This is a genomic window from Flavivirga algicola (genome assembly GCF_012910715.1).
Classification (GTDB): Bacteria; Bacteroidota; Bacteroidia; order Flavobacteriales; family Flavobacteriaceae; genus Flavivirga; species Flavivirga algicola.
In genome coordinates this window covers 303,602-318,044 of record NZ_JABBHF010000003.1, presented here as the reverse complement: position 1 = coordinate 318,044, position 14,443 = coordinate 303,602, and the positions used below count along the sequence as shown (strand labels likewise).

The following is a 14,443-nucleotide window of genomic DNA, read 5'->3' as shown; positions in this document are numbered from 1 at the left end:
CAAACCCCTGTTTAAATATATTATCTTTAATACTATGACATATGTTAGTTTTTTCTTGTCTATTTAAATGAAATTACACTATAAAATTGTATCCCAAAAAGGACATTACCAACAATTATGTTTCTAAAAAAAGAAAGCACCCGAACAAAATTATAATTTGCTCGGGTGCTTTCTTTTAAAACAGTCAATATAAAATTTCGACTAAATAGTAAACGTTCTTTTTTTCTTGTGTTCGCTATTTTCATATCGATGCACACATTCATGATAAATCTTAGCAGCTTCTTCTGCATTTCCCCAACCACCAGTATCAACTTTCTTCTTTTCTAAATCCTTATACACCTGAAAAAAATGTTCTATTTCTTTCAATCTATGAGGATTTAAATCTGCTATATCTCTATTGTTGCTCCAAATTGGGTCTGAAACTGGCACACAAATTATTTTTTCATCTGGTCCTTTTTCATCCGTCATATGGAATACCCCAATGGGTCTAACTTCCATAACAACCATAGGATATGTCGGCTCAGTTCCCATAACCAATACATCTAGAGGGTCTTGATCCAAAGCTAATGTTTCTGGAATAAAACCGTAATCTCCTGGATACATCATAGATGAGAACAACATACGGTCGAAACGAATTTTGTGCAACGCAAAATCGTATTCATATTTATTTCTACTTCCTTTAGGTATCTCAATTAACACATCAAATGTTAAATCTTTTTTCTTAGTCATATTTTATAAATAATTTAGGGACACAAAAGTACTGAACCCTTAGACTTTAAGCAACAAAAATCAGGTTGTTTTATATTAATATTCCATATCTTGTGCCTGACTAATTCAAATAATATAACCAAAGACTATGAGACGTTTTCTTTTTGCATGCTTAACCCTATTTTATTTATCACCCATTAGCTCCCAAACCCAGCCCTGGCAAGGTAAATTTGAACCTATTGACAACCTCATCAAACCGCCAAGCGCCTACAGAACAGCCAGTGGCGCTCCTGGAAAAGATTATTGGCAACAACGTGCTAACTACAAAATAAAAGTAACCTTAGACGAAGGCAACAACACTATTACTGGAGAAGAAATCATTACCTATTATAACAATTCGCCAGACGATTTAAGCTATCTATGGATACAGCTCGAACAAAATGTCAACAAAAAAGGGAATGAAGATTTTGGAGCCATAAATAACAATATAAAAGACGGTATGACCACCAGGCAAATGCAGTTTCTCACCAGAGCTATAGATTTCCCAGCTGGTTATTCCATTAAACATGTAAAAGACTCCAACGGAAACCATATAAAAACAATGGTTAACAACACCATGATGAAGGTTAAATTGAACACCCTTCTTAAATCTGGCGAATCTACAAGTTTTTCTATTGCATGGTCTTATCCAATTACCGATAGAAGTATGTACTTATTATCTCGTGAAGGCTATGAATATTTTCCTTCTGATGACAATACCGTTTACCTGATTGCACACTGGTTTCCTAGAATGGCTGTTTATAACGATACAGAAGGTTGGCAAAATCAGCAATTCCAGAAGCTTGGAGAATTTGCTTTGGAGTTTGGCGATTACGAGGTTGAAATTACCGTACCAGAAGATCATATTGTAGCATCTACTGGTTTACTACAAAATAGCGAATCTGTATTGACCAAAACGCAGCGTAAGCGTATGGACGCCGCACGAAAATCTTTTGAAAAGCCGATCATGATTATTACACAGGCCGAAGCCGAAGCCAATGAGAAGCAGAAATCTAAAAAACAAAAAACATGGAAATTTAAGGCTAAAAACGTTCGGGATTTTGCCTTTGCTTCGTCTCGTAAATTCATGTGGGATGCACAGGCCGTAAAATTGCCCACCAATACCGTTATGGCAATGTCTTTTTATCCCAAAGAAGGGCTTCCCGTATGGCAAGAAGAATCGACTAAAGCCGTGAAGCATGCTTTAGAGGTATATTCTGAAGCGACGTTCGATTATCCATACCCTGTGGCAATTTCAGTAAACACGTCTAATATTGGTATGGAATTCCCTATGATCAGCTTTAATGGAGGCCGTCCAAAAAATGGCAAAATAAGCCCTGCCGCCAAACAGGGAATGATAGGAACCATTATTCACGAAGTAGGCCATAACTGGTTTCCCATGATTGTGAGCTCAGACGAACGTAAATGGATGTGGATGGATGAAGGTTTAAATACATTTTTGCATCAACGAACCGTCGCAGAGCGTTATCCTGGTTTTAATAGCGTAACATCTAAAAGCATCGTGCCATTTATGAGTGGTGACAAAAATATTTTACGCCCCATCATGACGACTTCAGATAGTGAGCTTATGTCTCAATTTGGTGCTAATTTCTATTTAAAACCGACCGTTGGACTGCAAATGCTCCGTAATTCTATTATTGGAAAAGAGTTATTTGATGAAGCCTTTAAGGAATATGCCAATCGATGGAAATACAAACACCCAAACCCTTCCGATTTATTTAGAACACTTGAAGATGCTACGGCAACCGATTTAGATTGGTTTTTTAGAGGGTGGTTTTTTACTACCGATCATGTGGATATGGAACTAAGTCAGGTAAAGTGGTTTAAAGTATATGAAGAGAACTCGAATATTGAGGATCAAAATAACAGCTCCAAGATAAAGATAGAAACCTCTGGCAAAGGCATTCAATCGCTAACTAAAGATTTTTCTAGTGGCCCAGAAACCATCACCATGAACGCCACACCAGATACTGCCTATGGTCAATTTTTATCAAGGATTAATGAGCCTGAATTACGCAAACAACTTTCTGGCAAAAATATTTATGAAATCACCGTTAAAAATATCGGTGGCCTTGTGATGCCTATTACAATTGAATGGGTTTTTGTTGATGGCACTAAAGAAGTTAATACCATTCCAGCCGAAGTTTGGCGTAGAAACGAGTACGAAATTCAAAAAACCTTTATAAAGGAAAAAGAAGTTAAAGAAGTTAATTTAGATCCCAATTTTGAATATGCAGATACTAACGGAGAAAACAATACCTTTCCAAAAGTAAAAGGACAATCGGATTTTGATGCCTTTAAAGAAAAAAAAGGAAACAACTAAAACAACAATGAGCTATAAAGCTTTGCCTACTATTTATAAAAATATTTTTTTAGTATGTGTATTTATACTGATTAGTTGTAATAATCATGATAAAAAAACTGTAGCGGTTACCAAAACAGATCAAAGGGTGCATGCCCTTCCTTTAAAAGTTAAATCACCTCCTAACAATCCTGCCTCTGCGGAAAAAACCAATCTGGGGCGTTTGCTTTTTTTCGACCCTATTTTATCTGGCAATAAAGATGTGGCCTGCGCTACTTGCCATCACCCTACAAACGGTTTTGCAGAGTTTAGGGATTTATCTATTGGTGTTAACGGTAAAGGGTTTGGCAATAAACGCGTTTTTAAAATGCCAAATAAAATTCCTTTTGTTAAACGAAACGCACATACTGTTCTTAATACGGCTTTTAATGGTATTGATTCCCTAAATCGTTACGATCCAGAAAAATCACCTATGTTCTGGGACAACCGTGTTACTAGTTTAGAAGCCCAAGCGATAGAACCTATAAAGGCTATGGAAGAAATGCGTGGTTTAAACTATTCTGAAACTGAAATTTTGGTCGAAGTTGTATCTCGATTAAATGCTATTCCTGAATACAAAAAGTTATTTAAAGAGTCTTTTAAAGGAGAAAACACCATAACTATTGAAAATATAGGAAAAGCTATTGCTGCTTACGAAAGAACCCTAATTACCAATAACTCCCGTTTCGACAAATACATGCGTGGCGATGCTGATGCCATCTCATTATCTGAAAAAGAAGGTTTTAAGATGTTTAAAAAAGTAGGCTGTATTAATTGCCATAACGGCCCCATGTTTTCCGATTACAAGATTCATGTTTTAAGTGTTCCTGAAAATGACAAACTAACTAAAGTCGACGATGGCTTTAAACAACAGTTCGGATTTCGCACACCAACACTTCGCAACTTACGTTTTACGAATCCGTATATGCATAACGGCACCTTACCAACGCTAAAAAAGGTGTTAGAGTTTTATGAAGACTTAAAATTCAAAAAAACCAGAAACCCTGGGGTTAACATTGACCAAATTGATTCACTTGCTCAAAATCTAACTATTGCCATGAAAGACTTTAATCAAATTATTTCTTTCTTAAATACATTAAATGACGATGATTTTGATAAAACAGTACCAGAAACCGTACCTAGCGGCTTAATGGTTGGCGGAGATATTGAGTAAGTATTTTTATTCTGTTTGAAATATAACTGTACTGACCAACCTTAGATGTCTTTCATTTAAAGACATAACGCTTAAATCGGTCACATAAAAAACCACATTCCATTGCTGGAATGTGGTTTTTTGCCTTACACCTGCTTACTAAAGACAAACAAAGCCTAATACATTAAATATGAATACTGTGTATCAAAAAAACTTTTAAATGAGAAGTTATTTAATTTTTCGTACTATTTTGCTTTAATCCACATCAAACCTAACACCTATTGAAATATTGTTCTGCTTTACAATTTGATCTTTAAAAATAGGTGACAGGTCATACTTAACATAGAGCGCCATATCGTCAAAAGCAATGTAACCGCTTAATCCGTACACTAAACTACTGGTATTAAAGCCACGCTTCTGTTTTTCTTTTATACGCTCACCATTCATCTCATACTTTAGTTTTTGACGTGTACCAATATTAAAACCAGCATATCCTCCTAAACCTATTTTGAATTGATTTCGGGTGGAATATCTAAAATAAGTGTCATTCTCAATTTTTTTTGAAGGCCCAAACTCTAAGTGAACAGGAAATACCAAATTGGTAATCGACAATTTAGACTTTTTAAGGCTTTCTGGAAATTCCTCTAATATGGTTTGATTGCCCTGCTGAACGAAATACCTATTATCATCAGGTTTTAATCCGTTTATTTGAAAAGAGAACCCGTATTTAAAACGTAAAAAATTAGTATTATTAAATACTCGTGTTTTCCATGCCCAACCTAATTCCAAAAATCGGGATCCTCCAAACTTATAAGGAGAATCGTCCAATTTTTCGCCTTCAATAATGGCATTGTTTAAACCAAAAGCTAAAACAAAGTCGTTGGAAGTACGTCGGTCGTATTTCTTTGGCTTGTTTTTGGCTTTAATTTTAATACCCGCAAAACTCTCTTCATCGCCTCCAATACTAAAACCTATTTTTGATAAATCTTCACTATCGTTTGTTTTATAACCTTCTTCATTTCGTTCTAAAAGAGCAATTTTATTATTTATAATAGCTATGCGATTTTCAATATTTAGGGCGCGTTTTTTTGCTACTTCTTTTTTTAATATGTTAGCTTCTTCGTTGGAAAGCTCTCCTTTTTCTAACCGTTTATTTATAGCCTCGACCTCAGCCTTTAAAAAATCACGTTCTTCATTTTTAATACGTTCTTTAATTTCTTTTAAAGTTTCAATTTTGTCTTTATTATTTACATTTTGAATGGTGTCTTGTGCATTGATTAATTGCACACTTACACATAATATGGCAAATGCCAAATACTTAGTAATAATTTGCATAACTGTTCGTTTTTTTATGCTGAATTGATTTTCAGCATGTGTTGATTGATATTTGATTTGATGATTGTTTATGGTTATAATTTATAAGATTCCCAGACCGCATTCTGGCAGGCTTTTTCATGGGAATGTTAATTAATCGTTACGTTGGGCAACTGCTGTCTTTACAGTACCATAGCTTGCTTTTATAGCTTCAAAAACTTTCGTTCTAAAGGATTGATCCAATTCTGCTTCAACATCCTGAAGTAATAAATTAGCATCGACTACTCCTGTAGTTTCATTATATAATTGATTTAATTGGATTTCCTTTTGAGCCTCTAATAACAAAACATCTATTGCATCATCTGTTACAGTATTATTATCTTTCAGCGCCTGTATCTGGTTTGCAACAGCTTGTATTTTTTTCTGCTCGAAAGTTAAAGATTCAACAGGCACTTTTACAGAAGTATCAACTGACTCTTTCTTCAATTTTTCCATGTTATTTTCTTGAGTAATAATTGCTTGTTCATCATTAAATTCCGAGGTAATTAAAACTGGTTTTTTAATGATTTCGTTGATGTCTTCTTTCCGGTTTTTATTGATATCCTGAGAAACTGTCTCAATATTAACATGCGCTTCAACAGCTATAGTTTTATCTGTATGCTGCTCTATAACTTCTGGTACCACCACTATTTTTGGCATATCGTTCACACCTGTTTCATTATTAAAAAACTGGGAAATCACTAACAAAACCCCAACAATACTTGCTGCAAGACCTACCCATAAAAGCGACCTGTTTTTTCTTTTAGCCCCCTGACTATCTAATCGTTCTGAAAGTTTACCCCAAGCATCATTAGACGGTTGCAATGTTCTTTTATCAAGCTTATTTTTTATATTTTCTTCAAATTTAATTGGTTCCATAGCTTGTTGTTTTATTCAATTTTTTAATCTTTTCCTGAAGCATTTTTCGTGCTTTAAACAATTGTGATTTCGATGTACCTTCCGTTATGTTTAGCACCTTTGCTATTTCACTATGCTTATATCCTTCAATAGCATGCATCACAAATACTATTTTATAACCTTCAGGAAGCGTATCTATGAGCTGTTGTATTTCCGCAACTTCCATATTGGTATGAATATTATTTGTATAATCATTACCATACTCAAAATTTTCAACAGAAAATTCTATTTGCTTTTTTTGCCTTAAAAACGAGATAGACTCTCTCACCATAATCCGTCGGATCCAACCTTCAAAACTACCTTTATTTTTAAAGCTTTTTAAATTAGAAAACACTTTAAAAAATCCATTAAGCATAACTTCTTCTGCTTGCTGTAAATCTTTTATATAATATCTACAAACACTCAACATTTTTGGAGCATGTATTTCAAATAATAAATGTTGCGCCTCACGATTGTTTTTAATCGCTTTTTTTATAAGTAACAATTCGTTTTTATGCAGTTGGATTACTTTCAAAAATGTTTTCATTTAGTCTTCTATTTTTAAAGACGCAAATTCTATGCAAATGGTTGCCCAGTATAAAAATATAAATGTAATCTAAAAAGAAATTAAAAATAACACCTTAAAAATGAGGCGTTTGATTTATTAAAAAAAATAAGAGATTTAATTAAAAAACTATCTGTTATCAATAAAAAAGCAAACTACTTCTTCCTATCAATCACATAGTTCACCATAAGCTCCAGCGAATTTCTATAATCCGATTCTGGGTATGTTTGAAGTATTTGCAGAGCTTCTTCTTGAAATGCTTTCATCTTTTTTATAGCATAGTCCAATCCGCCATTATTTTTCACAAAAGCAATAACTTCCTTAACACGCTTAGTATCTTTATTATGGTTTTTTATAGAGTTAATAAGCCAGTTTTTATCTTTTTTTGAAGACTGATTAAGTACATAAATTAAAGGCAAGGTCATTTTTTGCTCTTTAATATCAATACCTGTAGGTTTTCCTATTTGAGCATCACCATAATCAAATAAGTCGTCTTTTATTTGAAATGCCATGCCTATTAATTCACCAAATTTTCGCATGGATTCCACATGCTGCGATTCTGGTTTTACAGATGCAGCTCCTAAACTACAACAAGCCGCAATTAAAGTTGCTGTTTTTTGACGAATAATTTCATAGTAAACAGCTTCTGTAATATCTAATTTCCTTGCTTTTTCAATCTGAAGCAATTCACCTTCGCTCATTTCTCGAACCGCAATAGAAATAATCTTGAGTAAGTCGAAATCATTATTATCAATACTTAAAAGCAAGCCTTTAGACAGTAAATAATCGCCTATTAAAACAGCTATCTTATTTTTCCAAAGGGCATTTACAGAGAAAAAACCGCGTCTTCTATTGCTATCATCAACAACATCATCGTGCACTAAGGTTGCTGTATGTATAAGTTCAATGACCGAAGCACCTCTATAAGTTCGCTCACTAACCTCGCCATTAGACACCATTTTAGAAACCAAAAACACAAACATGGGCCGCATTTGCTTCCCCTTTCTGTTTACAATATAGTGCGTAATCCTATTAAGTAATGCAACCCTACTAGACATAGAGAGTTGAAACTTTTGCTCGAAAAGATCCATTTCATAAGCTATAGGCTGTTTTATTTGCTCTACTATCTTCAATGTAAAAACTTAATCTCAGCGAAATTACTAATAAAGTTAAGATATTACTACTATTGACTCTCGAAAGTTCCTTTTCTATCTGTTTACTATTAATCTCTAAAAAATGTTTAATCGATGAGATTCTTATACCAGAAAAATAATTCTGCCCTAACAGAGCATGTCAAAAGAGTTTTTAGAGGGGTTTTTATTTTTTATTGGCTAATTGTCCGCAAGCAGCATCAATATCTTTTCCGCGACTGCGGCGCACATTGACAACAATTCTATTTTTCTCTAAGGCATGGATATAGTTTTCTAGAGCCTCATTGGTTGCCTGCTTAAAATCACCATCATCGATAGGATTATATTCAATTATATTTACTTTACTTGGTACATGCTTACAGAATTCCACCAAGGCATCTACATCCTTTTGTGTATCATTTATCCCTTTCCAAACTACATATTCGTAACTTATTTTACGTTTGGTTTTGGCATACCAGTATTCTAATGCTTCTTTTAAATCTATTAAGGGAAAGGTCTCATTAAAGGGCATAATTGACGTGCGTACTTCATCGATAGCCGAATGTAAAGACACTGCCAAATTAAATTTCACATCATCATCTGCCATTTTCTTTATCATTTTTGGCACACCCGATGTTGATACTGTAATTCGTTTTGCAGACATCCCTAAACCTTCTGAGGATGTAATTTTATCGATGGCCTTCATAACATTGTTATAATTCATAAGAGGCTCTCCCATCCCCATAAATACAATATTACTCAATGGGCGATTGTGATATAAACGACTTTCTTTATCGATGGCCACTACCTGATCATAAATCTCATCTGGGTTTAGGTTACGCATACGCTTTAAACGCGCTGTTGCACAAAACTTACAATCTAAACTACAACCCACTTGGCTGGATACGCAAGCGGTTGTTCTTGTGGCTGTTGGTATTAAAACCGATTCTACTACCAAACCATCATGTAGCCGAACTGCATTTTTCACCGTTCCATCTTTACTACGCTGCATGGTATCTACTTCAATATGGTTAATAACAAAATTGTCTTCCAACATCTGGCGTGTTTCTTTTGAAACATTCGTCATATCCTCAAAAGTATGTGCCGATTTTTGCCAAAGCCACTCATAAACCTGGTTCCCACGAAAGGCTTTATCTCCTTGCTCTACAAAGAACACTCTTAAATCTTCTTTGGTTAATGCACGAATGTCTTTTTTACTTGCTGCCATAAGTGTTGCAAAAATAGTGAAAGGTTTTACTATTTACTGTTTTTGATTTATTGATTAATTCTCAAAAGTTAAAGGTCTTGTTTTTGTTTTTTATTAATTGACACTAAAAAGGTCTTAAAAGTACTTTCCGTTTTAATACTTTTAAGACCTCAAGATATGTTTAAAAAAGCCCCTGAATCAAGTTCAGGTTTTATAGGATTAACATGGCATCACCATAGCTATAAAATTTATACTTTTCTTTTACAGCTTCCTCATATGCTTTCTTAATAAAATCGTGTCCCGCAAATGCCGAAACCATCATTAGCAACGTTGATTTTGGGGTATGAAAATTAGTAATCATGCTATTAGCAATACTAAAATCGTAAGGAGGAAAAATAAATTTATTGGTCCATCCGTCAATTTCATTTAATCTACCATTTGATGACACAGAACTTTCTATAGCTCGCATAGCGGTAGTTCCTACTGCACAGATACGTTTTTTATTCTCTATACCTTTATTTACGATATTGACTGCTTTCTCATCAATTTTTAGCTCTTCGCTATCCATTTTGTGTTTCGACAAATCTTCAACCTCCACTGGATTAAAAGTACCCAATCCTACATGTAAAGTTACTTCTGCAAAATCAACACCTTTAATTTCCAGTCTTTTTAGTAAGTGCTTAGAAAAGTGAAGACCTGCTGTAGGAGCCGCCACAGCGCCTTCATTTTTTGCATATATGGTTTGGTAACGCTCCTCATCATCTGGCTCTACATCCCTTTTTATATATTTGGGAAGTGGTGTTTCTCCAAGCTCATTTAACTTTCTACGGAACTCCGTATAGGAACCATCATATAAAAAACGTAATGTACGCCCTCTAGATGTCGTATTGTCTATAACCTCTGCTACCAATGTATCATCATCACCAAAATATAGTTTATTACCTATTCTTATTTTACGTGCAGGGTCTACCAAAACATCCCAAAGGCGTTGTTCTTCATTTAATTCTCTTAATAAGAATACTTCTATCCTAGCACCTGTTTTTTCCTTATTACCATATAATCTTGCTGGAAACACTTTAGTGTTATTAAGGATTAATACATCCTCTTCATCAAAATAATCTATTAGGTCCTTGAACATTTTATGCTCAATGGTTTGTTCTTTTCTATTTAAAACCATTAAACGTGACTCGTCTCTGTTTTCTGCAGGGTATTCTGCTAATAATTCATCTGGAAGATTGAAACCAAAGTGTGATAATTTCATTTGTTAGTTTTTTGTTTTAGTACGTCAAATGACGCTTTCAATAACATAAAGCTTAGATAAAAAACACCTTAAAATACTGAAAGGCTCATTTAATGAGTTGTTTAGTTTTTTTTTGAAAGCTGCAAATATACAATCTGTGAATAGGGGTTGTCAAGTAAATGAGTGATTATTATTTGGTTATTTTAAATCCGATGGATTTCAAATCGTCCCAAAAAGCTGGATATGATTTTGAAACAACCATGGCATCTTCGATAATAATTGGTGTTTTAAGAGCCAAAGGTGCAAATGCCATGGCCATTCTATGATCATGGTAAGTTGCAATTGATACAGATTCGTTAATCGTTTTAGAAGCCGCTAAATGCAGCGACTTACCTGTGATCTCAACATGACCGCCTAATTTTTCAATTTCATTTTTTAAAGCAACCAACCTATCGGTTTCTTTAATTTTAAGCGTATGCAACCCTGTTAAATCACAAGGTATTCCTATAGCAAAACAGGTGACCGCAATTGTTTGAGCAATATCTGGTGCATCTTTTAAATTTAATGTCAGCGGTTCTAAATTCGAAAATTCTTTCTTTAAAGTAACACTATTGTTATCATTAAAAACGGTACTAATTCCAAAATGCCTGTAGACATCTACTAAAACGGAATCTCCTTGTAAGGAGTTTTCTTTATATGAGGATATTGTAATTTCTGTTCCAATTTCACTCATCGCAACAATACTAAAAAAATAGGATGCTGATGACCAATCGGATTCTACAGTTAATGTTTTTGGACTCTGGTCCTTACTTCCTGGTTTTACAGTTATAACATTTTCATTAAATGAAGATTCTACACCAATCTCATCTAATAAACTAAGTGTCATTTTTATATAAGGCACCGATGTTATGTCTCCTTCCAGGATAAGTTCCAATCCATTTTCGAGTTTAGAAGCTATGAGTAATAACGCAGAAATGTATTGACTACTTACATTTGCTTTTAGCGCTACTTTATGTTTCGTTAACTTTTTCCCTTTTATTTTTATTGGAGGAAGTCCTTCATTCTCTACATAACTAATATCTGCACCAAGCTCACGAAGCGCATCTACAAGCACAGCAATAGGACGTTCTTTCATTCGTTTAGAACCTGTAAGCGTGACGTCTCTTCCTTCTTGAACTGAAAAGTATGCCGTTAAAAAGCGCATCGCTGTTCCTGCATGATTAATGTCGACCACATCTGAATCTGTGCTTAAAGCATTCGTCATTAGGTTACTATCATCAGAATTTGACACGTTTTCAAGACTCATTTCGGGATACAGTGCCTTTAAAAGCAATAATCTATTGGACTCACTTTTAGATCCTGTTATTTGAATTGAGGATTGTTTAGAAATTATCGATTTTTGAAGTGTAATATGCATACTCATTGATTCTCTTTTAATCAAGCTGCAAATTTACTTTAATTTTTCGTTATTATGGTGTCTATCATGATCTCGTTTTGCTTTCTTATCCATTCTTTTATCAAATGCTTTTTGTAAATCAACCCCTGTTTGGTTTGCTAAACATAAAACTACAAATAAAACATCTGCCAATTCTTCCCCAAGATCTTTATCTTTGTCACTTTCTTTTTCGCTTTGTTCTCCATAGCGCCTAGCTATAATACGAGCCACTTCACCTACTTCTTCGGTAAGTTGAGCCATATTGGTAAGCTCGTTAAAATAGCGAACACCATGTTCATTAATCCAGTTATCAACTACTTTTTGTGCATTTTTTATATCCATACTATACTTTTGTTAATACTACCTGTTCATTTTCTTTTTCTATTATTTGCTTAAAGTACTCTTTTAGAGCATCATAATATGTAGGAGAAATAATCGATTGATTCATTTCTAATATAATTAAAAAATGCATCGTATTATCTGATAGGGACACATTATATTTAAAAACTCCTAAATTATCTGGCATACTATAAGCTACTTTCTCTGGAGCCGACTCCACTTTATACCCTTCTGGTATTTTTATTATAATTTGATATTTAGTAGCAGCTGGATAACCAAAATCTACGGGAAATTCACGACTATCTAATTTAAAAGGGTTTTCTACAGTCTTTAAAAAGAACATAGGTGAGAAATATAACTTATCGCCTATAATATCTGCTTGGCTCTCTTTATTAAATTTATAGGATTCTATAACTGGCTTGGACAAATCATTTTTGTTTTTCACCTGAAAATCGGAAATTTCCAAATCGCTGTATTTGTTTTCTAATTTTTCTAAAAAATCTTCTTCATTAGCTTTATTATACTTCTGTCTATACGATAATGCCATATGGTTCGTTTTTACACTCCTATAACTTCCTTCAATAATCCCTTCCTCATTTAAATTAACCATCATGGAAATATTGTCTTTTGATTTTTGTTTTGGGTATAAATCTACCAACGTAGACCCACCCTTTTCTGCAATTACTCGTCCGTGCCAATTTAATGTTCTAAATGGTAAAACATTTGGTATACTATACTTACTTGTGGCATCTAACAGTATGCTTCCTTGAGGAAATTTAACATAACTAACAACATAATTGTAACCTTCTCTTGTTGGGAATAACGGGACTCCATTTTGCCTTGTACTCACCAAAACGGGATATGCATTTAAACCTGCATACTTTAACATAGAAGTTAACATTAAATTTATCTCTGCAACATTTCCCACATGTTCTTTAAATGCTTTTTTAACGCCAACATTGGTATACTTGCCATAGCCTCTATTCCATCGCATTTTAGATTTAACAAAATCAAAAATCAAAGCTGTGCGTTTCATAGGATCTGATATCGAACTGATTATAGCATCTATGTCTTCTTTGAAATAGCCTGTTTTATTTAATTCCTCACCAAAATAGGAGCTTTTATAAATGGTTTTAACGACATCTTCCCAAGTGGTTGAATAATATTTAACGGGCGATTGTGGAAACTTCGTATAAGACAACTCGTATTGCATAGACGACCTGTAATTATTTATGCTATTTACATAAGGTTCTTCTTTTAAGGCAGGTATGTTGGCAAGGTTATATGATGATACTTCTTTCGTAAAGTTTATATCTGAGGAATGAAATGATGTGTTACTTACATAATTCCCTGATCGGCTTTTACTTGTAAAAGTAATTTTATCCCTTTTCGTTTCTGTTTTAGGAATTACTGACAAAAAACCTTTTGCATTCGTTTTAAAGACAAAATACTCGGGTGCTTCAAAAATAGCATCTAATTTTTTTACAGGGATGTCATACTGAAAAACAAAGTCATCAACGTTTGAAAAAAAAGGAGATAGGATCTTATACCTAAACTCAACCACACAGCCTTCTTTAATATTTGGCATCGTAAATTTTGTTTCATCTAAATATTTAGACCTTTCTGTTTTAAAAATACCACTTTTAGTGAGCTTCGTCTCTTCGATTTTACCTTCCAATAAATTGTAGGTATAAGCTTTAATACTATTTATTTCTTCTTCATCACTTCCATTTTTATGCAATCTTATTTGTTCAGTGGCATAATCAAACCCTTCTTGGTTGTATATTTTTATGCGCTCATGTACATCCGTCACCAAACGAAAACCTTCACTTTGTATATATTCAAAAAAAGTTCTTCTGTACTTATACAAATATGTGGCACTTGCCGATGAATCTAAGGGATTAAATTTTTCTTGCAACTCCTCTTTAGAAACTTTTCCAAATTTGTAATCTTGGGTAAACGCTGTTAAAGCAAAGCATAAACTAAACAAAATCAATGTGCTTCTCATATAGTTA

At 33.9% G+C, this 14,443-nt stretch carries 12 protein-coding genes; 2 read left to right on the top strand and 10 right to left on the bottom strand.

What is annotated here, in order from left to right:
• Positions 1–201: 201 nt before the first annotated feature.
• Positions 202–729: an inorganic diphosphatase gene (locus HHX25_RS06740; protein WP_169671471.1), complete on the bottom strand. Its 528-nt coding sequence runs from the start codon at positions 727–729 to the stop codon at positions 202–204.
• Between the two features lie 127 nt (positions 730–856).
• On the opposite strand from HHX25_RS06740, the gene HHX25_RS06735 reads away from it, so the two are divergent.
• Together HHX25_RS06735 and HHX25_RS06730 are read left to right on the top strand one after the other, a co-directional pair.
• Positions 857–3,091 carry a M1 family metallopeptidase gene (locus tag HHX25_RS06735; protein ID WP_169671469.1) on the top strand — a complete coding sequence of 745 codons (2,235 nt, stop codon included), beginning with the start codon at positions 857–859 and terminating at the stop codon, positions 3,089–3,091.
• Positions 3,092–3,098: 7 nt separating this feature from the next.
• Positions 3,099–4,283: a cytochrome-c peroxidase gene (locus HHX25_RS06730; RefSeq protein ID WP_169671468.1), complete on the top strand. Its 1,185-nt coding sequence runs from the start codon at positions 3,099–3,101 to the stop codon at positions 4,281–4,283.
• A 234-nt stretch (positions 4,284–4,517) separates the two neighbouring features.
• Here the strand turns inward: HHX25_RS06730 and HHX25_RS06725 are convergent, their stop codons facing one another.
• The 9 genes from HHX25_RS06725 to HHX25_RS06685 all read right to left on the bottom strand — a co-directional run bounded on the left by HHX25_RS06725 (position 4,518) and on the right by HHX25_RS06685 (position 14,436).
• Positions 4,518–5,597, bottom strand: a complete 1,080-nt coding sequence (locus HHX25_RS06725; protein ID WP_169671466.1) for a hypothetical protein — start codon at positions 5,595–5,597, stop codon at positions 4,518–4,520.
• 132 nt (positions 5,598–5,729) lie between these two features.
• Complete coding sequence (locus tag HHX25_RS06720) at positions 5,730–6,494, bottom strand: hypothetical protein (RefSeq protein ID WP_169671464.1); 765 nt, start codon at positions 6,492–6,494, stop codon at positions 5,730–5,732.
• The gene (locus HHX25_RS06715; protein ID WP_240964303.1) at positions 6,481–7,059 is read right to left on the bottom strand and encodes an RNA polymerase sigma factor; all 579 of its coding nucleotides are present in this window, start codon (positions 7,057–7,059) and stop codon (positions 6,481–6,483) included. Before HHX25_RS06715 ends, HHX25_RS06720 begins: the two co-directional genes overlap by 14 nt.
• 173 nt (positions 7,060–7,232) lie before the next feature.
• Entirely contained in the window at positions 7,233–8,210 is a 978-nt protein-coding gene (locus HHX25_RS06710) for a polyprenyl synthetase family protein (RefSeq protein ID WP_169671462.1), read from the bottom strand.
• Positions 8,211–8,394: 184 nt separating this feature from the next.
• Positions 8,395–9,435 carry a 23S rRNA (adenine(2503)-C(2))-methyltransferase RlmN gene (gene rlmN, locus HHX25_RS06705; RefSeq protein ID WP_169671460.1) on the bottom strand — a complete coding sequence of 347 codons (1,041 nt, stop codon included), beginning with the start codon at positions 9,433–9,435 and terminating at the stop codon, positions 8,395–8,397.
• 190 nt (positions 9,436–9,625) lie between these two features.
• Positions 9,626–10,675, bottom strand: coding sequence for a tRNA preQ1(34) S-adenosylmethionine ribosyltransferase-isomerase QueA (gene queA / locus HHX25_RS06700; RefSeq protein ID WP_169671458.1), 1,050 nt, complete (start codon positions 10,673–10,675; stop codon positions 9,626–9,628).
• 169 nt (positions 10,676–10,844) lie between these two features.
• Positions 10,845–12,071 (bottom strand): 3-phosphoshikimate 1-carboxyvinyltransferase, encoded by a 1,227-nt coding sequence (locus HHX25_RS06695; protein ID WP_169671778.1) that lies wholly within the window; start codon positions 12,069–12,071, stop codon positions 10,845–10,847.
• 33 nt (positions 12,072–12,104) lie between these two features.
• A complete protein-coding gene (locus tag HHX25_RS06690) occupies positions 12,105–12,431 on the bottom strand; it encodes a nucleotide pyrophosphohydrolase (RefSeq protein WP_169671456.1) in 327 nt (108 codons plus the stop codon).
• Between the two features lies 1 nt (position 12,432).
• Entirely contained in the window at positions 12,433–14,436 is a 2,004-nt protein-coding gene (locus HHX25_RS06685; RefSeq protein WP_169671455.1) for a DUF3857 domain-containing protein, read from the bottom strand.
• Between the last annotated feature and the right edge of the window lie 7 nt (positions 14,437–14,443).